Annotated in this window: 20 protein-coding genes; 6 read left to right on the top strand and 14 right to left on the bottom strand. The window is 37.0% G+C overall.

The window, feature by feature from the left end:
• Positions 1-7: 7 nt before the first annotated feature.
• On the bottom strand, positions 8-1,156 hold the full coding sequence (gene citZ / locus AC1Q8M_RS16160) for a citrate synthase (RefSeq protein WP_000503651.1): 1,149 nt from the start codon (positions 1,154-1,156) through the stop codon (positions 8-10).
• Between the two features lie 387 nt (positions 1,157-1,543).
• On the bottom strand, positions 1,544-2,005 hold the full coding sequence (locus tag AC1Q8M_RS16155) for a DUF441 domain-containing protein (protein ID WP_000625507.1): 462 nt from the start codon (positions 2,003-2,005) through the stop codon (positions 1,544-1,546).
• Positions 2,006-2,566: 561 nt separating this feature from the next.
• Between AC1Q8M_RS16155 and ytvI the strand changes: the two genes are divergently transcribed.
• A complete protein-coding gene (ytvI, locus tag AC1Q8M_RS16150; protein WP_006926492.1) occupies positions 2,567-3,685 on the top strand; it encodes a sporulation integral membrane protein YtvI in 1,119 nt (372 codons plus the stop codon).
• Between the two features lie 576 nt (positions 3,686-4,261).
• On the opposite strand, the gene AC1Q8M_RS16145 is transcribed toward ytvI, so the two are convergent.
• From AC1Q8M_RS16145 to dnaE, 8 genes are all read right to left on the bottom strand, one after another.
• Positions 4,262-4,651 (bottom strand): FxsA family protein, encoded by a 390-nt coding sequence (locus AC1Q8M_RS16145; RefSeq protein ID WP_000871631.1) that lies wholly within the window; start codon positions 4,649-4,651, stop codon positions 4,262-4,264.
• Positions 4,652-4,845: 194 nt separating this feature from the next.
• Complete coding sequence (pyk, locus tag AC1Q8M_RS16140; RefSeq protein WP_001232667.1) at positions 4,846-6,603, bottom strand: pyruvate kinase; 1,758 nt, start codon at positions 6,601-6,603, stop codon at positions 4,846-4,848.
• Between the two features lie 53 nt (positions 6,604-6,656).
• On the bottom strand, positions 6,657-7,616 hold the full coding sequence (gene pfkA / locus AC1Q8M_RS16135) for a 6-phosphofructokinase (protein ID WP_000821158.1): 960 nt from the start codon (positions 7,614-7,616) through the stop codon (positions 6,657-6,659).
• Positions 7,617-7,744: 128 nt separating this feature from the next.
• Entirely contained in the window at positions 7,745-8,719 is a 975-nt protein-coding gene (gene accA, locus AC1Q8M_RS16130; protein ID WP_000818801.1) for an acetyl-CoA carboxylase carboxyl transferase subunit alpha, read from the bottom strand.
• The gene (accD, locus tag AC1Q8M_RS16125; RefSeq protein WP_000942856.1) at positions 8,707-9,576 is read right to left on the bottom strand and encodes an acetyl-CoA carboxylase, carboxyltransferase subunit beta; all 870 of its coding nucleotides are present in this window, start codon (positions 9,574-9,576) and stop codon (positions 8,707-8,709) included. Before accD ends, accA begins: the two co-directional genes overlap by 13 nt.
• A 185-nt stretch (positions 9,577-9,761) precedes the next feature.
• Positions 9,762-10,406 (bottom strand): FadR/GntR family transcriptional regulator, encoded by a 645-nt coding sequence (locus AC1Q8M_RS16120; RefSeq protein WP_000204444.1) that lies wholly within the window; start codon positions 10,404-10,406, stop codon positions 9,762-9,764.
• Between the two features lie 14 nt (positions 10,407-10,420).
• A complete protein-coding gene (gene ystJ / locus AC1Q8M_RS16115; RefSeq protein ID WP_161114790.1) occupies positions 10,421-11,629 on the bottom strand; it encodes an NADP-dependent malic enzyme in 1,209 nt (402 codons plus the stop codon).
• 133 nt (positions 11,630-11,762) lie between these two features.
• The gene (gene dnaE / locus AC1Q8M_RS16110; protein WP_097913339.1) at positions 11,763-15,089 is read right to left on the bottom strand and encodes a DNA polymerase III subunit alpha; all 3,327 of its coding nucleotides are present in this window, start codon (positions 15,087-15,089) and stop codon (positions 11,763-11,765) included.
• Between the two features lie 42 nt (positions 15,090-15,131).
• On the opposite strand from dnaE, the gene AC1Q8M_RS16105 reads away from it, so the two are divergent.
• Both AC1Q8M_RS16105 and ytrI read left to right on the top strand, forming a co-directional pair.
• The gene (locus AC1Q8M_RS16105) at positions 15,132-15,545 is read left to right on the top strand and encodes a YtrH family sporulation protein (protein ID WP_002005839.1); all 414 of its coding nucleotides are present in this window, start codon (positions 15,132-15,134) and stop codon (positions 15,543-15,545) included.
• On the top strand, positions 15,542-16,045 hold the full coding sequence (gene ytrI / locus AC1Q8M_RS16100) for a sporulation membrane protein YtrI (protein WP_001265736.1): 504 nt from the start codon (positions 15,542-15,544) through the stop codon (positions 16,043-16,045). Before AC1Q8M_RS16105 ends, ytrI begins: the two co-directional genes overlap by 4 nt.
• Positions 16,046-16,096: 51 nt before the next feature.
• Here the strand turns inward: ytrI and AC1Q8M_RS16095 are convergent, their stop codons facing one another.
• Positions 16,097-17,029 carry a DHH family phosphoesterase gene (locus AC1Q8M_RS16095; protein WP_053563565.1) on the bottom strand — a complete coding sequence of 311 codons (933 nt, stop codon included), beginning with the start codon at positions 17,027-17,029 and terminating at the stop codon, positions 16,097-16,099.
• Positions 17,030-17,188: 159 nt separating this feature from the next.
• Here AC1Q8M_RS16095 and AC1Q8M_RS16090 point away from each other — a divergent pair, with 159 nt between their 5' ends.
• Entirely contained in the window at positions 17,189-17,494 is a 306-nt protein-coding gene (locus AC1Q8M_RS16090) for a YtpI family protein (protein ID WP_001144766.1), read from the top strand.
• 7 nt (positions 17,495-17,501) lie between these two features.
• Here the strand turns inward: AC1Q8M_RS16090 and AC1Q8M_RS16085 are convergent, their stop codons facing one another.
• Positions 17,502-17,765: a DUF3949 domain-containing protein gene (locus tag AC1Q8M_RS16085; RefSeq protein ID WP_000093046.1), complete on the bottom strand. Its 264-nt coding sequence runs from the start codon at positions 17,763-17,765 to the stop codon at positions 17,502-17,504.
• A 209-nt stretch (positions 17,766-17,974) separates the two neighbouring features.
• Positions 17,975-19,288: a CBS domain-containing protein gene (locus AC1Q8M_RS16080; RefSeq protein WP_000201579.1), complete on the bottom strand. Its 1,314-nt coding sequence runs from the start codon at positions 19,286-19,288 to the stop codon at positions 17,975-17,977.
• Between the two features lie 244 nt (positions 19,289-19,532).
• Between AC1Q8M_RS16080 and AC1Q8M_RS16075 the strand changes: the two genes are divergently transcribed.
• Positions 19,533-19,694 carry a hypothetical protein gene (locus AC1Q8M_RS16075; protein ID WP_000976017.1) on the top strand — a complete coding sequence of 54 codons (162 nt, stop codon included), beginning with the start codon at positions 19,533-19,535 and terminating at the stop codon, positions 19,692-19,694.
• Positions 19,695-19,734: 40 nt separating this feature from the next.
• On the opposite strand, the gene AC1Q8M_RS16070 is transcribed toward AC1Q8M_RS16075, so the two are convergent.
• A complete protein-coding gene (locus AC1Q8M_RS16070; protein WP_000868922.1) occupies positions 19,735-20,418 on the bottom strand; it encodes a metal-dependent hydrolase in 684 nt (227 codons plus the stop codon).
• A 149-nt stretch (positions 20,419-20,567) separates the two neighbouring features.
• Here AC1Q8M_RS16070 and pepQ point away from each other — a divergent pair, with 149 nt between their 5' ends.
• The gene (pepQ, locus tag AC1Q8M_RS16065) at positions 20,568-21,665 is read left to right on the top strand and encodes a Xaa-Pro dipeptidase (RefSeq protein WP_000994037.1); all 1,098 of its coding nucleotides are present in this window, start codon (positions 20,568-20,570) and stop codon (positions 21,663-21,665) included.
• The last annotated feature ends 29 nt before the right edge of the window (positions 21,666-21,694 follow it).

The raw sequence follows: 21,694 nt of genomic DNA, 5'->3' as shown, positions 1-21,694 counted from the left end.
TTTTCACTTATCTTTGTGCGATTGGAACATACACTTGATGCGTTGGTCCATTATAATCAGCACGCGGACGGATTAAACGGTTGTTTTCATATTGTTCTAGAATATGAGCTAACCAGCCTGACATACGGCTAATTGCAAAAATAGGTGTAAATAAGTCATGGTCAATTCCTAAACAATGGTATACAGAAGCTGAATAGAAATCGACATTTGGTGGAAGACCTTTTTCTTTTGTTACAATGTCTTCAATTTTGATAGACATATTATACCATTTGTCTTCTCCTAAAAGCACGCATAATCTCTTAGACATTTCACGTAAGTGTTTTGCACGTGGATCACCTTGCTCATACACACGGTGGCCAAAGCCCATGATTTTCACTTTATTTTGAAGAGCATTATGAATATATGACTCTACATTTTCTTCTTCGCCAATTTCAGTTAACATCTTCATTACATTTTCATTTGCCCCACCGTGAAGAGGACCTTTTAATGCACCGATTGCTGCTGTAATACCAGAATATACATCTGACAGTGTAGCTACGCAAACACGTGCAGTAAATGTAGAAGCGTTTAACTCATGATCTGCATGAAGTACAAGTGCCTTATCAAAAGCTTCAATTTCAACTTCATTTGGCTCGCGATCATTTAACATGTACAAGAAGTTTGCAGCTAATGATAAATCTTTTCTTGGCTCAACAATATCTAAACCTTTACGGATTCTCGCGTAAGCAGCAACTAAAGTTCCCACTTGAGCCTGTAATTTAACCGCTTTCAAATAATTGGACTTTTCATCCATAATTTCAGCGCTCTCATCGTATAATGATAGCATGGAAATTGCAGTTCGTAAAACAGACATCGGATGTGCAATTTTTAAATCTACTTGTTTCAAATATGTTAAAATCTCACCTGGAACTTTATAGTATTCAGATACAATTTCATTAAATTCCGCTAGTTCTTTTTCATTAGGAAGCTTGCGGTGCCATAATAAGTACACTACTTCTTCAAACGTAGCATTCTCAGCTAAATCATCAATATTATACCCAACATAAGTTAATGTATCATCAATAATAGAGCTCACAGATGATGTTGTTGCTACTACCCCTTCTAAACCTCGAATAACAGTCATGACATTCTCTCCTTTTCCTGAAAATTCTCCCAACCTTGCTCCTTATATCTATTTGCTCCCCTTATGAATTATGAACGCCCGTTCACTCTTTAGGCAAGCAAAATGCACGATCATGCAAATTTGTTGCGATGTTCCCCTCTTATTGTCCATTGTTTACATGGAAAGCATGAGCGTGAATGTCTCCCCGAATCCTCACGCTCAAAACAACAAGTTAGTGAGGAAAATACATTCCGAAGAGTTTTATGATAAAAACAACATAAAACAATATCATTATAAAATTGTTTTATGTTGTTTTTATTTTATCTGGTGTAAAGTCTCTGCTGTTATGTAACTTTTCAAAGTTTCTAATCCTATTATAAACAATTATCTGACTTTTGTGAACAGAAAGAATTCAAAAATTTTATATTACTATAAAATTCCTTATTTAAACATTTGTATAATACTCATAACCGCATAGGCAATTCCAGCCCCAATTAACGGACCAACAGCAACCCCATTAAATAGCGCAACCGCTATAATTGTCCCAAAAACAAGCGCAGTTGTAATGTGAGGATCCGTTGTCAACAATTGTACGCCGCCTTTCGCTAACAAAGCGACCGCTACACCTGAAGCTAAAGCAATCCACGCATAATAAGATTTTGCCGCTTCTCCAAGTTGTTTAAAACCTATTTCCCCCGTCGCAATCGGTACGAGCACCGCTATTGTAATGACCGTTACACCTAGGTTAATTCCTTTCGTTTGTAGATAAGGAAAGACCTTATCTCCTAAAAACGTAAACTTCAATAAAAATAACACACCAATAGCCACAGTAAGCGATTGGTTTTTCGCAATAAGTCCTATAATAAGTAGTATGAATAAAAATAACGTTGACTGACTAATCATGTTTGCACTTCCTTTCTGAAAATAATGAACTCATTTCCAAACAAAAATACCTTTAAACCTATCGTTATACATGATATATCGATGCCTATTCAACATGAATCACTTCATTTTTTATGTATTTTAAAATGATAAATTGAGACTTTCACCATAAAAATTTAAGCATGTATACATTTTAAAAAACAGGCGTCTCTTCTTTCTTTTCTAATTAGAAACAGGTAAAATAAAAAGAAGAGAAAATGAAGTTTTTACCATATAGTAGAAGCATCAACACCAAGCTTTCACAGTCACTCACATACTGAAAAAGCAAGAAAAATCCATCATTCCACTATAACATAAAGTGAAACTTTAATCAGTGGGGCATTTTCCACTGATTATTAGTTGAACCAATCGGGCTTTTACGGGCAGTTTATCTCCATCTAACTCCTTTGATCCAGCCACACTTCGGGTAGGAGATTTACTGCCCGTTAATGCGGGGTAAAGTGAAACTTTAATCAGTGGGGCACACTCGTTATAAGTTGAACGAATTAGGATAATCCAAATTGGAATGGGAGGTATACATCTTTGAACCGAAACTTACTATATATGATATTGCGACTCATATTTGTCATTGTAGCAACGGTAGCTGGGTTCTATGTATTACTATACATGTCAGGGCTTATCTATCCTTTTATTATCGCTTTTGCATTTGCTTATTTGATTAATCCTGTCGTCAATTTCCTTAATCAAAAACTACAATTTCCTCGCGCACTAGCAGTACTCGTTAGCTTAATTCTCGTATTTGGAGCTATCGTTGGACTTGTTACATATCTTGTGACTGAAGCAATATCTGCCACAACATACTTACTACAACTTGTTACAGTAAAGTTTCCAGATATCGTTACATTCGCCCAGCAATTTGCACTTAATCATATTATGCCTCTCTACGATGATTTAATCTCTAAATTTAATCATCTTGGAGAACCACAGCGCTATACAATTACACAAAACATTCAAAACTTAGGAACAGAGGCAACAACACAAATGAAAGAACTTTTAACCGCCATTATAAGCGGGTTAACGAATTTCATTAGTGCACTGCCAACAACTTTAACTGTCCTTGTATTCATTTTATTAGCCACTTTCTTCATTAGTTACGATTGGCACCGTCTTGCTCAAAAAGCAAGAAAATTACTACCAAATCGTGTACATGGCTACGGAAAAACTATTTTTGTCGACTTAAAAAAAGCTTTATTCGGTTTTGTGAAAGCACAACTTACACTCGTATCTATGACAACCGTTATTGTACTGATCGGACTTTTAATATTACGCGTACCATACGCCATTACTATTGCGATTATTACAGGAGTTGTAGATTTACTACCATATTTAGGAACAGGCGCAGTCTTCGTTCCATGGGTTATATACGTATTTTTCACTGGCGATACCGCATTCGCCATTGGTCTTCTCATTTTATACATCGTCGTGATTGTCCAAAGACAAATTATGGAACCGAAAGTACTTTCATCTAACATCGGTCTCGATCCATTAGCAACACTCGTCGCTCTATTTGTCGGCTTTAAACTTTTTGGCTTTTTAGGATTAATCATCGGTCCAGTCACCTTAGTACTACTTAATACATTACACAAAGCTAATGTCTTCCATGACTTGTGGAAATATATTAAAGGTTCACCTTCAAAATAACAGTTTCTAATTCATACAAAAAATCAAGCTATAATCAGTGGGAAATTCCCACTGATTATTCCTTTTACCTATTTTTCACACTACTCACACGCAACAAGAGCATTACCCAGAAACAGGATAATCCTCTTGTTTTTTTGCATAAAAAAAACACATATTCTAGCTAAAAATACATTTTTATTCTATTTTATCTATAATTATTACTTACATTTATTACTTTTTATGTAAATGAATAAATATACAAAATGGCATAAAATAAGGCTTCAACTAACAATCACCACCTTTTATATGAATTCTTTACACCAATCGCTCCTTTATATACAAAAGCAAAACTTTAATTTGGCTGCATTTCGCACCATCTTATTCATCCAAATTAATAGCACTAAAAAATCACACGTTTAATCGAAGCACAACAAGAGTTCAAACGAAAATTATATAGCAAATATAATAAGCGGACATTTTGTTCATCCCCACTCATCATCCCCCCACAAATAGTGCGGTAAAGCAAAGCCTCAATCAGAAAGCTCCCCTCCTCTTACAAGACAAAAAAATAGCACTTAGATCGTTATAATCTAAGCGCTACTTCTGAATGATAATAGTAGAGTTCTTTCTAAACTTCCATTCCATCCACTTCATAACAAGCGGCTTCAATAAAGCTCTCGTAATAGGGATCACGCAGATAAACCCTAGCACATCTGTCACATAACCAGGAAGCACTAAGAGAATACCTCCTACAAATACAAAAATACCATCTAGTACTGCCTCACCTGGCATTTCCCCTCTATTCAACTTAGATTGAATCTCTCCAAGCACTTTAAATCCTTGTCTTTTCGCCAAATACACACCTACTACACCTGTAAATACAATCATAGCGAACGTAGACCATAAACCTATTACATGACTTGATCCGATTAAGACCGTAATCTCAATCGCCGGTATTAAAATAAACAAGAATAGTAACCACTTCATAGTTCTACACCTCTCTCACAACTCACTTTTAACACCCTCACAACGCCTATATACATCATATGAAATATAATACCCTTTCATATTAAAACCCATAACAAACAGCTTTTAAAAGCAATTCTAGGCGTTTTAAGCTAACTCTATCTCGTTTTTGTGTAAAAAAAAGAGAAGGACTCCGATCCTTCTCTCCGTATTACTTATAGCACTTCCGCATGTCCATTATAAACAATTCCGCGTGCTGCATCAACTGTTACTTCTTGGCCATTTTTTAAAGTTGCTGTTACGCCGTTTACACCAACGATAACAGGAATACCGATTGATACGCCTACAACAGCAGCATGGCTTGTTAAGCCACCTTCTTCTACAACTAAAGCAGCAGCTTTTTCGATTGCAGGAATCATATCTTTATCAGTGCTTGTTGTAACAAGGATATCACCTTCGTTTACGTTCGCTACAGCTTCAGCAGCTGTTTTTGCTACAACTACTTTACCTTTTGCAGCTTTACGACCGATTCCTTGTCCTTTAGCAACTTCTTCACCAACAACGTGGATTTTCATTAAGTTTGTTGTACCAGTTTCAGCAACTGGAACACCAGCAGTAATTACTACAGTATCTCCAAGGCCGATTAGACCTGCATCCATACCTGTTTGAATTGCTGTATCTAACATTTCGTCAGTTGAAGCTGCGCGCTTCTCAGCCATAAATGCTTGTACACCCCAAACAAGTGCAAGACGACGTCCTACTTGCTCGTCAGATGTTACAGCTACGATTGGAGATTTTGGACGGTATTTAGAGATCATTTTCGCAGTATGTCCACTTTCTGTTGGAGCTACGATTGCAGCTACATCAAGAGCAAGTGCTGTATGCGCAACAGATTGGCTAATTGCATCTGTAATTGTTGGAGTGAACTCTTTAATACGTTTTTTGAACATATCTTCGTATTGTAATGATTTTTCAACACGTACTGCAATGTTAGCCATCATTGTTACTGCTTCTACCGGATATTGACCAGCAGCTGTTTCACCTGAAAGCATGATTGCATCTGTACCATCGAAGATTGCGTTAGCTACGTCACTTGCTTCAGCACGAGTTGGACGTGGGTTACGTTGCATAGAGTCTAACATTTGTGTCGCAGTAATAACTGGTTTACCTAACACGTTACATTTTTTGATTAGACGTTTTTGTACTAATGGTACTTCTTCTGGTGGAATTTCTACACCCATATCACCACGAGCTACCATTAAACCGTCAGAAACTTCTAAGATTGAATCGATGTTGTCGATACCTTCTTGGTTTTCGATTTTCGGTACGATTTGGATGTATTGAGCGCCATGCTCTTCTAATAATTCACGGATTTCTAATACGTCAGACGCTTTACGTACGAATGAAGCTGCGATGAAATCAACTTTTTGCTCGATACCGAAGATGATATCTTTTACGTCTTTTTCAGTGATACCAGGAAGCTTAATGCTTACGTTTGGTACGTTAACACCTTTTTTATTTTTTACAGTTCCGCTGTTAAGAACTTTTGTACGGATGTTTCCATCAGCTTTTTCGATTACTTCTAGTTCGATAAGACCGTCATCGATTAGAATGCGAGAACCTGGGTCTACATCGTCATAAAGACCAGCATAAGATACAGAGAACTTCTCTGCAGTACCTAATACTTGCTCAGTAGAAAGAACTACTTCTGCACCTGTTACAAGCTCAGCTTGTCCGTCTACGAAGTCGTGAGTACGGATTTCTGGACCTTTTGTATCAAGTAAGATACCAACTGTTTTACCAGTTTTCTTTGAAGCTTCACGAATGTTTTTAATACGAGCTCCGTGCTCTTCATGGCTACCATGAGAGAAGTTTAAACGAGCAACGTTCATACCTGCTTCGATTAATTGCTCTAATTTTTCAATACTTTCACTAGCAGGACCTATAGTACATACAATTTTAGTTTTACGCATATTGCACCTCCGAAAATTATGAAACCGTTCCCAAATATCTGACATTACGCCGATTAGATGGATAATTCTTTAGATAATTGATACATATCTTTATCGATTGTATGCTTTTGAGCTAACGCTTCGATAATATCATGATCAACAAGTTTGTTATCTTGAATACCTACACAACGTCCACCTCTACCAGCAATTAATAATTCAACTGCTCTTGCGCCAAGACGACTTGCTAATACACGGTCTTGTGCACTTGGTGATCCGCCACGTTGTACGTGACCTAATACAGTTACACGAGTATCAAAGTTTGTTGCTTCTTCAATGTGCTTACCGATGTCAATTGCACTTCCAACACCTTCAGCTACAACGATAATACTGTGTTTTTTACCACGTTCACTACCGCGCTTCAGACGAGCGATAACATCATCCATGTCATACTCTTCTTCTGGAATTAAGATTGTTTCTGCACCATCAGCTAAACCAGCCCATAATGCAATATCACCAGCGTGACGTCCCATTACTTCGATAACATATGTACGTTCATGAGATGTAGCTGTGTCACGGATTTTATCAATTGCATCAATAACAGTGTTTAAAGCTGTATCGAAACCAATTGTGAAGTCTGTTCCAGGGATATCATTGTCGATTGTACCTGGTACACCAACACATGGGAATCCTTGTTCAGTTAATTTTTTAGCGCCTTGGTAAGAACCATCTCCACCAATAACAACAAGTCCTTCGATACCATGTTTCTTTAATTGCTCGATACCTTTTAGTCGTACTTCTGGGTCTTTAAACTCAGGACATCTTGCTGTATATAATTTCGTACCACCGCGGTGGATAATATCGCCAACAGAACCAAGTTCTAATTTTTCAATGTGACCAGAAATTAATCCAGCGTATCCATGGTAAATACCATATACTTCAATATCATGGAAAATCGCTTTACGAACAACTGCACGAATGGCAGCATTCATACCAGGTGAATCTCCACCACTTGTTAATACACCAATACGTTTCATTTGTACTCACCTCATAAAGATTATTTGCCTTATAATAAAATAACACGAAAAAATATAAAAACACAATGGAGAAGATGTGTCTTTTCATAATAAAAACGTGCATTCGCGAAGAGGAACGCACGCTTTTCTTATTTTATCCCAATGGAAGCGTTTGAAAACGAAACTTGCCCAATTTTCATATATTTTTCATAACGTTTTTCGATTAATTCATCTTTCGAAATTCCGTTTAATTGTTCAAAAGTTTTTCTAATCATTAAGTCTATATTTTCTGACTGTTTTAAAAGATTACGGTGAGCTCCACCTTTTGCCTCTGGAATAATTTCATCAATTACACCTAATTCTTTCAAATCTGCTGCTGTAATTTTCATTGCTTCTGCAGCTTCCTTTGCTTTTCCTGCATCTTTCCAAAGAATTGCCGCTGCACCCTCTGGTGTAATAACAGAATAAGTGGAATTTTCTAGCATATGAATGTAATCTCCTACTCCAAGACCTAGCGCACCACCACTACCGCCTTCACCGATAACGATACAAATAACTGGTACCGTTAAACCTGCCATCTCAAATAGGTTGCGGGCAATAGCTTCACTTTGTCCACGTTCTTCAGCTGCTTTACCAGGATAAGCTCCCTTCGTATCGATGAAACAAATAATAGGACGATTAAACTTTTCCGCTTGTTTCATGAGACGCAGTGCTTTTCGATATCCTTCTGGATGAGGCATTCCAAAGTTACGGCGAATATTTTCTTTCGTATCTTTTCCGCGCTGATGCCCAATTACAGTTACAGGCATCCCTTTATATTTCGCAATGCCGCCGACAATCGCTGCATCATCGCCAAATAGACGATCTCCATGACATTCGAAAAAATCAGTAAATAAGTGCTCAATATAATCGAGCGTTGTCGGTCGTTCTGCATGACGAGCAATTTGAACACGGTCCCATACTTTTAGATTGCCGTATATATCTTCCTCTAAATTTTCTAGCTTTTCTTCCAAAATACGAATCTCCTCACTGAAGTCCATCTGGCTGTTTTTCGTATAGTCTTTCAGTTCACGAATCTTATTTCTTAGCTCAACAACTGGTTTTTCAAATTCTAGCTCTGCCATACAGCCATTTCCCCTCCTTGATGAACTTCTAAAATCTTGCGAAGCGATTCTCTCATATCATCACGATGCACCACCGCATCTAATTGACCATGATCTAGTAAGAATTCTGCCGTCTGGAAATCTTCCGGTAGTTTCTCACGCACCGTTTGTTCAATTACACGTCTACCAGCAAATCCGATAAGTGCACCTGGTTCTGCAAGATTATAATCACCAAGTGAAGCGAAACTCGCTGAAACCCCGCCCGTCGTTGGGTGAGTCATAACAGAAATAAATAACCCTCCTGCATTACTATGCTTTTTCAAAGCTACGCTTGTTTTTGCCATTTGCATTAAACTTAATATCCCTTCTTGCATACGGGCACCACCCGAAGCAGTAAAGATAATAAATGGAACTTGTAAGTCGTACGCCTTTTCAACCGCACGGGCGATTTTTTCTCCTACTACAGAGCCCATGCTCCCCATTCGAAAACGAGAATCCATTACTGCAACAACAACAAGCATGTCATCAATTGTTCCTTCACCAGTTACAACCGCTTCGTTCAATTCAGTCTTCTTACGATCGCTCTCTAGTTTCTCTTCATAACCTGGAAACTCGAGTGGATTTAATGAAACCATTTCTTTGTCATACTCACGGAATGACCCTTCGTCCAATATACTATCAAGACGTTCCCATGCATTCATAGGATGATGATATCCACAATTCACACATACTTTTAAATTTTTTAGAAGTTCTTTCGTATACATGATTTTTTTACATTCCGGACATTTTGTCATAACGCCATCTGGCACATCTTTTCGTACTTGTTCTGAAGGTATTGCAGCGTACTTTTTCTTTTTCACGAATAAATCTCTTAGCACAATTTGACCCCCTTCGTTGAGAGCTAAGGTTAGCGTAAGAAGAAAATGGGGCTAACACCAAAGTTTGATGTTAGCCTTATCTTCTCAATCTGTCTAATAACCTCACTCTTTACGTTTAACTTTAACCGCTACGCGGTAGAATGTTTGTCATAACGTGTCATGGTCATTTCGACAAATTTTATACATTACGAGTGAAACTGTATATTCTCTACTAATTCATCGTAAATTTTTAGTGCATCATTTTCTTGTTTTTCTTCCAAAGTAGCATAAAGCTTTCTATACATATCGATAGAATCTCTTGAAACTTTACAAGAAAGAGTTGCTACGTAATCATTTACGATCATCCAAATGCGATATAGTAAATAATTATCGACTTGTTCAATAAGTGTTTTAAAGAACGTTTGATGAAGCGTTGGGATTGAGCTTTCATTTTCTTCAAGTACTTGGTGTAATCTACTTAGTACTTTAGAAAACGTTTCTTTCGGTAAATTACATACAATTCGAATCATATCTTTCTCAAGCAATCGTTTTGTTTGTAATAAATCACGAATTGTTTTCTCATCTTGCAGTAAGAACGGAGCAATTAATTGTACAAGACCGTTATCATAAAAGTTTCGAATAAACGTCCCTTCACCACGTCTCGTTTCAATCAATCCTACCAGTTCTAAAGCACGCAATGCTTCTCTTACAGAGGAACGTCCTACGTTTAAACGTGAACTTAACTCGCGCTCAGACGGCAAACGATCCCCCGCTACCAATCCATCCTCTTCCATAATGGAACGAATTTTTTTTACAATTTCGAGATATACTTTTGTATTTGATGATGTCAATGGAAATTCCTCGCTTATTCTTTACCAATCAGCGCTAATTGTTTTGTTTTTTCAGCGATCTCATTTGGATCTACTTGACGGCGAGCTACTCCTGTCTCCATTGCTGCTTTTGCAACGTAAGCCGCTACTTGAGGCGCTACACGCGCGTCAAATGGTGCCGGAATAATATAGTCTGCATTTAACTCGTCTTCTGCTACAAGCTCAGCAATAGCCTGTACAGCTGCCATCTTCATTTCTTCGTTAATTTGTGTCGCATGTACGTCAAGTGCACCGCGGAAAATACCAGGGAACGCCAGTACATTATTTACTTGGTTCGGGAAGTCAGAACGACCTGTTCCAACAACAGCTGCGCCCGCTGCTTTTGCCAATTCTGGCATAATTTCTGGAACTGGATTTGCCATTGCAAAAATAATCGCATTGTCATTCATTGTACGAACCATCTCTTCTGTTAATGCACCTTCTGCAGATACACCAATGAATACGTCCGCACCTTGTACAACATCAGCTAAAGAACCTTCTATACGATTCTTATTTGTATATTTTGCAACTTCATCCTTCACCGGATTCATACCTGTAGGACGACCATCATAGATTGCCCCTTTACGGTCACACATAATAATGTCGCGTACACCATAGCGATATAAAAGTTTAATAATTGCAATACCTGCTGCACCTGCGCCATTTGCGACAACTTTAATGTCAGACATTTTCTTTCCAACTAATTTCAGTGCATTTACAAGACCTGCTACTGTTACGATAGCTGTTCCGTGTTGATCATCATGGAAGATAGGAATATTTGTTTCTTTTTTCAAACGCTCTTCAATAATGAAGCAGTTTGGTGCTGCGATATCTTCTAAGTTAACGCCGCCAAAAGTTGGCTCCATTAATTTTACAGTTTCAACAATTTTATCTACATCGTTTGTATTTAAGGCAATCGGGAATGCATCTACACCAGCAAAGCTCTTGAATAATACAGCTTTACCTTCCATTACTGGAAGAGATGCTTCAGGTCCAATGTTACCAAGACCAAGTACAGCTGTTCCATCTGTCACAACTGCTACCATATTTCCCTTCATCGTATATTCATATACCTTACTTTTATCGTCATAAATTTCTTTACAAGGTTCTGCAACCCCTGGAGAATATGCAAGACTTAAATCTTTTGCATTTTCTACTTTTACTTTTGATACAGTTTCTAATTTTCCTTGATGCACTTTATGCATGTGAAGTGCTTCTTCACGAAGTGTTGACAAACTATCCACTCTCCTCAAATTATTCTTGCTGATATCAATTTCTCCAAGTGGTCTGACCACGAACACTACTACTATAATAATCGAAGTGTAGGGAAATTGTCCATTATATTTTCACAACTACATTTTCTTCCCCGACAATTTTACGAAGTGCTCCTAAACATTCTTCACTTGGATGAATCGATAAACTTCGAGATAATTGTACCATTTTATGTTCCTTTTCATAATAAATTAGTACTTTCGCAAAACCTGAATAGTCGAACAATATTTTCGTAACCTGATTTAAAAGCTTTTTCTCATACTGAGACGGCAATTTCACGTAAACAGATGCATCTTTCTTTTCTTCATAAACATCCATTTCCTCTAGCGGATATAGTCCATTTACAATCCATTGCAGCTTATGATTTCTTAGCTCAATCATGCCGTCAACTAAAACAATTGCTCCTTCTTGTAACTTATCCGAGAAATGTATATACGTTTCCGGGAAGAGGACCGCTTCCATTTCATCATTTTGATCACAGAATGTAATAAATGCCATCTTTTGAAACTTTTTCGTACGAATCACTCTCACACTTGTTATATACACAATAGCTCTTTGTACTTTTTTCTTGTGTCGCATCGCCTGAGCGAGAGATGGAATTTCTAATTCTTTTGATAACTTTACATACTGCGCAGTCGGATAACTTGATAAATAAAAGCCAAGTGCTTCTTTCTCTTTATTTAGTTGTTCAATAAAAGATAGCTCTTCTCCTTGTACGTATTTTGATTTTGGAACAGCATCCCCTAAATCACGCGCGAGATTTGCGTACTCCAACGCCCCTTTAAGACTTTTCCATAAATTCGTTCTCGAAACACCAAAATCATCAAAACATCCCGACCAGACGAAAGCTTCTAAATTGCGCTCTGTTACAAACTTTGACGGCATACGGAGACAAAATTCAAATAAATCTTCGAACATTTTTTTCTCTCGTTCTTCTAATAATGCCGTCACTGTAGCCATTCCAATATTTCGAATCGAAAGTAAACTGTAACGTATCGCATTCCCCTCTATTTGGAAGTTGTAACCACTTTTTTGAAGAGACGGCGGCAAAACATGAAAACCCTTTCGCTTCGTTTCTCGTATATACTGTACAATTTTATCTTCATTTCCAATTGCACTTGATAATAGTGCCGTCATAAATTCCAGCGTATAGTTCGCTTTTAAGTAGGCAAGCTGATATCCGATCATACTGTAAGCTACAGCGTGACTTCGGTTAAAACCGTAATTCGCAAATCTTACAATTAAATCATAAATTTTCTCAGCAGACGTCTCATCGTAACCATTTTGCAAACAACCTTGGACAAAATGCTTACGTTCCTGATCTAAAATATCACGATTCTTTTTACTCACTGCACGGCGCAGTAAATCTGCTTCACCAAGCGAAAACCCTGCTAACTTCGATGCAATTTGCATAATTTGTTCTTGGTATACAATGACGCCGTATGTTCTTTCTAAAATTGGCTTTAAATCCGGATGTAAATATTCAATTTTTCTTTTTCCATGTTTCGATTCAATAAAGGTCGGTATCTGTTCCATCGGTCCCGGTCTGTATAATGAGTTAACAGCTACGATATCTTCAAACTCATTCGGTTTTAACCCGCGAAGTACATTTCGCATACCACCTGACTCAAGCTGGAATACACCTGTTGTATCCCCTCTCCCTAATAATTGGAACGTCTTTTCATCTTGAAGAGGTAAGTTTCTTATATCGATTTCTTTTCCTGTTTTGTTCGCGATAAATTTTATAATATTTTCAAGTAACGTTAAATTACGTAATCCTAAAAAGTCCATCTTAAGCAACCCAAGTTCTTCTAGCGCATCGGCTGGATATTGCGTAACATAAACATCGTTATGTCCTTCTTGAATTGCTACACTGCCTGTTAGCGGTTCTTGACTCATAATAACGCCAGCCGCATGAATAGACGTATGACGTGGTAAACCTTCTACACGTTTTGCGATTTCAAACACACGCTCATGCAGAAGATTCCCTTGTATAAACTCACGAAGTGATTGTGATTCTTCATATGCATCTTTTAACGTTATACCAAGCTTTGATGGGATAAGTTTTGAAAATATATCAATATCTCGCGGCGGAAGCCCCATTACGCGGGCAATGTCTCTAATTGCCGCTTTTGCTGCAAGCGTACCAAACGTTACAATTTGCGCAACACGGAGCTGACCGTATTTATCTTTCACATAGCGAATCATCTCATCACGTCTTACGTCTGGAAAATCAATATCAATATCGGGAAGCGTCACACGTTCAGGATTTAAAAACCTTTCAAATAATAGATCGTATTCAATCGGATCAATATCTGTAATTTCTAATACGTATGAGACGAGTGAACCAGCTGCCGATCCACGACCTGGTCCTGTTAAAATATGATTTTCATGTGCATACTTCATAAAATCCCATACGATGAGGAAATAATCACTAAATCCCATACGAGAAATAACATTTAATTCATGATTTAAACGCTTTATATGCACTTCTTTCGGCGCACCATATCGTTTCCGTAAACCTTCTTCACAAACACGACGCAAGTATATATCACTCGTTTCATTAGACGAAACAGGAAACTTCGGAAGTTGATTTACATGGAACGGTATTTCTACTTGGCAACGCTCTGCAATTTTCATTGTATTTTGGATTGCTTCCGGCGCATGGGAAAATAGTGCTTCCATTTCATCCGATGACTTTAAATAATATTGATCTGTTTTCAGCCTCGGCCTATCTGGATCAGTCATTTTCGTTCCACTTTCAACAGATAGTAAACATTCGTGAACAAGTGCGTCACTTTGATTGATATAGCGCACATCGTTTGTTGCAACGACTGGAATATTAACCCTACTAATAAATTCAGGTATTTTCTCTTGTAAAAGCAACTCATCTTGAATCGCATGATGCTGCAAACTCATATAAAAATGGCCGAACATATTTTGATATGTGCGAGCTACTTCTTCAGCCTGACTCTCATTGTCTTCTAGTAATAATTGCTCAATTTCGCCATCTTTACCTGGTGAAATAGCAATTAATCCTTTCGCATAATGCGCAAGCCACTTCTTAGGAATACCTTCTTTGGATTTTGTCATAATACTGCTAGAAATCTTTAATAAATTTTGGTAGCCTATTTCATTCTCAGCAAGTAATACAAGTGGATAAGACCTTTCTTCTTCTTCACTAAAAATAGAAGCGGTTAATCCAATAACAGGCTGTATACCATGTTTCTTACATGCTTTATAAAACGGAATAACGCCATACATAACATTTTCATCCGTAATAGCCAGCGATGAAAAACCAAGTTCTTTCGCCCTGACTACAAGCTCATCAATTTTACAAGCACTTTTTAATAAACTAAAAACGGTTTGACATTGTAAATGCACAAACTTCACTGTTGTACCCTCTCTTTACCTATTTGACTACTTTTATTATAGGTGATGAGGAAAGCGGAAATCAAAACATACTTCTTATACTTTGTCCATATATATGAAGAAGAAAGGGGAATGACGATGGATGTAAGAGAACATACTTTTTTCTCTCTGCTTATTATTAGTTATTTTATTGCCTTTGGGGTTATACTTGGCGGTTCATTAATTGGTGGATTTGGTGCGTTTCTTATCGGAAAACCAGCTCTAACTTACATTAATCAATTCGCCCAAAATTTAAGAATTTGGGCACTCGTTGCAGCAATTGGTGGAACATTCGATACCTTTTATAGCTTTGAAAGAAGTTTCTTTGGCGGAGATATGAAAGATATCGTAAAACAAATTCTCCTTATTTTTTTCGCAACTGGTGGTATGCAAACAGGTCTCATTATTATTAAATGGCTAACGCAGGAACATGTATGAGAGTACCAAGTGCCAATACAGCAAAAAGATGGTACTTAGTATTAGCTGGTGCTGCTGTCGGAGGCGTGTTGAGCTGGTTTATTTTTTTGTACATATACGGTGTTTTTCAAGAAGAACAAGCTAGTAAAATAGCAGAACAAAGAGAAATTATAGAAAAACAAGAAGCAAAGCTCCACGTCCTTCTCGAAGATCAAGAAAAATTGAACACTGAAAATAAACGGCTCTTAACCATTCAAGAGATTAAAATAAAACTTATCAATCGAGAAAAATACGATTTAGACAATCTTACACTCGAAAATATGACTACATCTATCCATAATGATCTCCAGCATCTTTTAACGAAAAACATTCAAAGTATCGCAAAAAATAAAGACCTACTCAAAAAGGTAATCGAAAACAAAACGTACAAACATTACGATCGACTATACCGTTTTAAAGTCGATACAATATCTTTTGATACAGTGCTTGAAATTAGCATTACTATAGAAAAGGAAAAATAAAGAAGGAGGGCTTTAGCGCCGCTCCTTCTTTTCGTTCTAACATATAGTCCCTTATTTACAAATCTCACGTAAATCAGCAAAAAGACGATCCGCTTCTTCCCAAGAAGATGCCTTGGCACCAGAAGCCATCGGATGTCCTCCGCCGTTATATTGCATTGCCAATTTGTTTATAACTGGTCCTTTTGAACGAAGACGAACACGAATTACGTCGTCTTCCTCTAAAAATAGAACCCACGCCTTTAATCCATCAATATTGCCAAGCGCTCCAACAACACCAGATGCTTCAGAAGGAAGTACATCAAATTCTTCTAATACTTCTTTCGTTAATTTAATGTAAGCTGCTCCTTCTTCTACCATCGTAAAGTTTTGTAAAATATAACCGTTTAAACGAGCAATTTTTTCTTTTGTCTTATACATTTCATTGTATAAATCTGTGAATTTCACACCCATGTCAACAAGCTCACTTACGTAACGAAGTGTTTTTGCTGTCGTATTTGGGAATAAGAAACGACCTGTATCTCCAACAATTCCTGCTAAAATAAGGCGGGCTGCTTCTTTTGTTATTTTTAATCCTTTATCTTTTCCATAGTTATAAAACTCATAAATCATTTCACTTGTCGAACTCGCTGTCGTATCTACCCACGTAATATCTCCATATGGATCTTCATTTGGATGATGATCAATTTTAATTAACATCTTCCCTTTTGTATAGCGTTGATCGTCAACACGTTCTTGATTCGCAGTATCACAAACAATAACAAGCGCATTTTCGTATATACTATCTTCAATATCATCCATTACTCGTAAGTATGCTAACGACGGTTCATTGTACCCAACCGTATAAATATTTTTCTCTGGAAACGATTCTTTTAGAATTGTACCAAGGCCACCCTGTGAACCTAATGCATCTGGATCCGGACGCACGTGGCGATGAATAATAATTGTATCAAACTCTTTAATTGCTCCTAAAATTTGCTCATGCATATGTATAATCTCCTTTTTAATCAACTTCTTCACTTTATCTCTCATTATAACGGAAAGTATTTCATACATGCGAACAATTGCTTTATAATAAAAGTTAGAAAGTTTAGATATTTCTTTTTTCTCCACTATTTTTTTCATAAAACGATGGGAGTGTTCATTATGCCAGTATTAGTCTTCTGTATTATCGTCTCATTTATGTTGTATCTCTTCTACAAAACAAAATACTTTCGTACAAACCGCCCAATGGAGAAAGGTTGGCTCTCTGGAAAATCCGCAATGGCACTCGGTTCATTCGTCTTATTCTTCGGGATAAACCAATTCTTTTTAGAACTTTCAACCGCTCGTATTATCGTTGGTATCTTATTCGTTCTATTTGGTAGTGCAAGTGTATTTAATGGATTTCGCCAATACAAACATTTCTTACCATTAGCAGTTAAAGAAGCAGAAGTCTATGAAACAACGTAAAAAAGCATCAAAATTGTGATGCTTTTTTACGTCCTCTAACTTTTAAAATCATATATGCGACAAACGCAGATGGTATATTAAATGGGTTACCTTGTACGTGAAAATGTAATTGTTCTTCTCCAAAAGACATTTTTTCATATAGCTCTCGCTGAGATAATCCTGTCTTTTCCTTTTTTTCATGTAAACCTTGTAAATATAAATATTGGATCGGTATCATTACAAGAAAGTAAAATAGTGCGATACTACCAAAAAAGAGTACGGCTGACGACATAATGTATACCACCTTCCACAAATCCATTTTCTTACAATATAATCATAACACAATATACAACCAAATTGAATTACTATTCTGTCTTTTCTTGCGTTACTTTTCCACTCCACCCCATACATATTTCACTAAAACTCTCATCTAAAATCATGCCTTTCAAATTTAAAACAACAAAAAAAATGGAACAAATCAAAACGATTTGTTCCATCTTTTTATTTATCAATTAACTGAACCATAAGTAATGCTTTTCCAACGACATTACCTTCATGATGCACCTCTACATCAACCTTACCAAATTTACGCCCAATTTCTAATACTTTCGGATGAACGGATACAACATTATCAATTTGAACCGGCTTTACGAAATAAATTGTTAAGTTTTCAACAATTAAATCGCTTTTCTTTTGCGCACGAATAACGCGATTTGTCGCTTCTGTCACAATTGTTGCAAATACACCGTACGATAACGTTCCGATTGAGTTCGTCATTTGCGGCGTCACTGAAAATTGATATAGATGCTCATTTTTCGCTTCTTTTGGCGTCATAAATTGATTCGTTACAATATCATCAATTGTTTCTCCAACTTGTGGCTGACGTTGAATCATTTGCAGTGCCTGAAGTACATCTTGACGGCTAATGATACCTTGCAGTTTATTTCCTTCCTCAACGACAGGAAGTAATTCAATTCCTTCCCACACCATCATACGTGCCGCAGCTGCGACAGACATTTTACCATTCACTGTAATTGGGTGTTTTGTCATTACTTTATCAATTGGTGTTTCTTTCGCTACACCGATCATGTCTTTTGAAGTTACGATTCCTAGCACTTTTTTATTTTCATCGACAATTGGATATCTTCCGTGCATTGTCTCTTCATTATATGCATGCCATTGCTGTACTGTATCATGTGGCTTTAAATATAACGTTTCTTCAATTGGTGTTAAAATATCCTCAACAAGTACAATTTCTTTCTTAATCAGTTGATCATAAATTGCACGGTTAATTAACGTTGCGACCGTAAATGTATCGTAGCTACTTGAAATAATCGGCAGCTTTAATTCGTCTGCTAATTTCTTCACATGATCTTCCGTATCAAATCCACCCGTAATTAATACAGCAGCTCCAGTTTCTAGCGCTAATTGATGTGCATTCGTACGGTTACCAATAATGAGTAAATTCCCAGCTTCTGTATAGCGCATCATCGCTTCTAATTTCATAGCTCCGATTACGAATTTATTTAATGTTTTATGTAGTCCTTCTCTGCCCCCAAGTACTTGACCGTCGACAATGTTAACGACTTCTGCATATGTCAGTTTTTCGATATTTTCTTTCTTCTTTTGTTCAATTCGAATTGTTCCGACACGTTCAATTGTACTAACATACCCTTTATTTTCTGCATCTTTAATTGCACGGTAAGCTGTCCCTTCACTTACACTCAAATCTTTCGCAATTTGTCTTACAGAAATTTTATGGCCTACTGGCAGGCTATTAATATGTTCTAAAATTTGGTTATGCTTGGTAGCCAAATGGTTTCACCATACTTTCTTTTCCCTAAATTCTTCATGTGTTGTACTTTCAGTATACTATATTTTCAAAACTGTTACACTCTCTCTTTGCATACCTGTACTATTTTTTTTATAACAAAATGACTCTTACATTCCACCAGTCATTCTATTACAACAATGTAATGCTATTGTCATCTCATTCGATAGTTCGCCCACTTGATTCCCTATACAATGAAGACAAGAAATAAAACAAAGGAGCGTACACATGATGAAAAAATTTTTAGAGGTTGTAGGTGCTGTATTTTTAGCTTTCGTAGATGGGAAAAAAGTTGCAATGGAATTGAATGAAACACCTGAACAACCACGTACCAAAAGAAAAGAATCACCAAAACAAATACAAGCATTAAAAGCTGTCCTACACACGTAAAAAACCCTTCACTTTTCTTTTCAAATGAAGGGTTTCTTTTCTATAGTGTAATACTTTCTCCAGCTTCTAATACTTTCCCTGTACAATTTTGTAGCTTTTCTACAAATTGATATGGATCTTGTTCAATAACTGGGAACGTATTGTAATGCATCGGTACAACAGTTTTCGCATTAATCCATTTTGCCGCTAGTACAGCATCTTCTGGTCCCATTGTGAAATTATCACCAATTGGTAAAAATGCTAGATCAACTTTATTTAATTCCCCAATTAACTTCATATCAGAGAATAGTGCAGTATCTCCTGCGTGGTACACTGTTTTCTCTTCTGCTGTAAATAAAATACCTGCTGGCATACCTGTATATGTAATCGTCTTATTTGCTTCATCAATATAACTAGAGCCGTGGAATGCTTGTGTAAACTTCACTTTTCCGAAGTCAAATTCATGTGAACCACCAATATGCATCGGATGTGTATTTACACCTTGCCAACTTAAAAATGTTGCTAGTTCAAATGGCGCTACAACAACTGCATTATTTTTCTTCGCAAGTTCTACTGTATCTCCAACATGATCACCGTGTCCATGCGATAAAAGGATTGCATCTACTTTTACATCTTCAGCTTTTAAATCTGTTTTCGGATTACCTGTTAAAAACGGGTCAATTAAAATAACTTTTCCATTCGCCTCAATTTTCACAACTGAATGCCCATGATAAGATACTTTCATTATTACATTCCTCCCCTATTCACATTCTCACTTTTTATTCTACATGATTTTTCAATTCCCTGTCTTTTCTAACATCTATTTACTTGTCATAACGCTTTCTTCCGAGTTAAAGTTATATTTGTAATTAAATATCTCGGGGGTGCCAATCGATGAATGCTAGATTAGAAAATTTAATGCAATGGCTAAAAGAAAAAAACGTAGAAGCTGCGTTCTTAACTTCTACACCGAACGTCTTCTACATGACGAACTTCCACTGTGAACCGCATGAAAGATTACTTGGTATGTTTGTATTCCAAGAAAAAGAACCTATTTTAATTTGTCCTAAAATGGAAGAAGGTCAAGCACGTAACGCTGGCTGGGCACATGAAATTATCGGATTTACTGATACTGACAGACCATGGGATATGATTGCAAAAGCAATTAAAGACCGCGGCATCAATGCAAATGCAGTTGCAATTGAAAAAGAACATTTAAACGTAGAGCGCTACGAAGAATTAACGAAATTATTCCCAAATGCAGCTTTCAAATCAGCTGAGGAGAAAGTTCGCGAACTTCGTTTAATTAAAGATGAAAAAGAACTTTCTATTTTACGCGAAGCAGCTAAAATGGCGGACTACGCTGTTGAAGTTGGTGTAAATGCAATTAAAGAAAACCGTAGCGAGCTAGAAGTATTAGCAATTATTGAACACGAATTAAAAACAAAAGGCATACATAAGATGTCATTTGATACGATGGTATTAGCGGGTGCAAACTCCGCTCTTCCACACGGTATTCCTGGCGCAAACAAAATGAAGCGCGGTGATTTCGTACTATTTGATTTAGGTGTAATCATTGAAGGTTATTGCTCTGATATTACACGTACAGTAGCATTCGGTGAGATTTCTGAAGAGCAAACTCGCATTTACAACACTGTACTTGCTGGACAACTACAAGCAGTTGAAGCATGTAAACCAGGTGTTACACTTGGCGCAATCGATAACGCTGCTCGTTCTGTTATCGCAGATGCAGGTTACGGAGACTTCTTCCCGCACCGACTTGGTCATGGACTTGGAATTAGCGTACACGAATATCCAGATGTAAAAGCTGGTAACGAGTCTCCATTAAAAGAAGGTATGGTCTTCACAATCGAACCTGGTATTTACGTACCAAACGTAGGTGGCGTTCGTATTGAAGATGATATTTACATTACAAAAGACGGATCAGAAATTTTAACGAAATTCCCGAAAGAATTACAATTTGTAAAATAATAAAAAGGCAGCGTGAATGCTGCCTTTTT

This window comes from Bacillus sp. GW823-FHT06A10 (assembly GCF_058795375.1).
This window is presented reverse-complemented; position numbering and strand designations above follow the sequence as displayed.

What these genes read in the sequence shown, in the direction of transcription:
- AC1Q8M_RS16155 (WP_000625507.1), bottom strand. Translation starts at nt 2,005, where the DNA reads ATGATTAGTCAGTCAACGTTATTTTTATTCATACTACTTATTATAGGA.
- AC1Q8M_RS16145 (WP_000871631.1), bottom strand. Translation starts at nt 4,651, where the DNA reads ATGAAGTGGTTACTATTCTTGTTTATTTTAATACCGGCGATTGAGATT.
- pyk (WP_001232667.1), bottom strand. Translation starts at nt 6,603, where the DNA reads ATGCGTAAAACTAAAATTGTATGTACTATAGGTCCTGCTAGTGAAAGT.
- pfkA (WP_000821158.1), bottom strand. Translation starts at nt 7,616, where the DNA reads ATGAAACGTATTGGTGTATTAACAAGTGGTGGAGATTCACCTGGTATG.
- accA (WP_000818801.1), bottom strand. Translation starts at nt 8,719, where the DNA reads ATGGCAGAGCTAGAATTTGAAAAACCAGTTGTTGAGCTAAGAAATAAG.
- ystJ (WP_161114790.1), bottom strand. Translation starts at nt 11,629, where the DNA reads ATGCATAAAGTGCATCAAGGAAAATTAGAAACTGTATCAAAAGTAAAA.
- ytrI (WP_001265736.1), top strand. Translation starts at nt 15,542, where the DNA reads ATGAGAGTACCAAGTGCCAATACAGCAAAAAGATGGTACTTAGTATTA.
- AC1Q8M_RS16095 (WP_053563565.1), bottom strand. Translation starts at nt 17,029, where the DNA reads ATGCATGAGCAAATTTTAGGAGCAATTAAAGAGTTTGATACAATTATT.
- AC1Q8M_RS16090 (WP_001144766.1), top strand. Translation starts at nt 17,189, where the DNA reads ATGCCAGTATTAGTCTTCTGTATTATCGTCTCATTTATGTTGTATCTC.
- AC1Q8M_RS16085 (WP_000093046.1), bottom strand. Translation starts at nt 17,765, where the DNA reads ATGTCGTCAGCCGTACTCTTTTTTGGTAGTATCGCACTATTTTACTTT.
- AC1Q8M_RS16075 (WP_000976017.1), top strand. Translation starts at nt 19,533, where the DNA reads ATGATGAAAAAATTTTTAGAGGTTGTAGGTGCTGTATTTTTAGCTTTC.
- AC1Q8M_RS16070 (WP_000868922.1), bottom strand. Translation starts at nt 20,418, where the DNA reads ATGAAAGTATCTTATCATGGGCATTCAGTTGTGAAAATTGAGGCGAAT.
- pepQ (WP_000994037.1), top strand. Translation starts at nt 20,568, where the DNA reads ATGAATGCTAGATTAGAAAATTTAATGCAATGGCTAAAAGAAAAAAAC.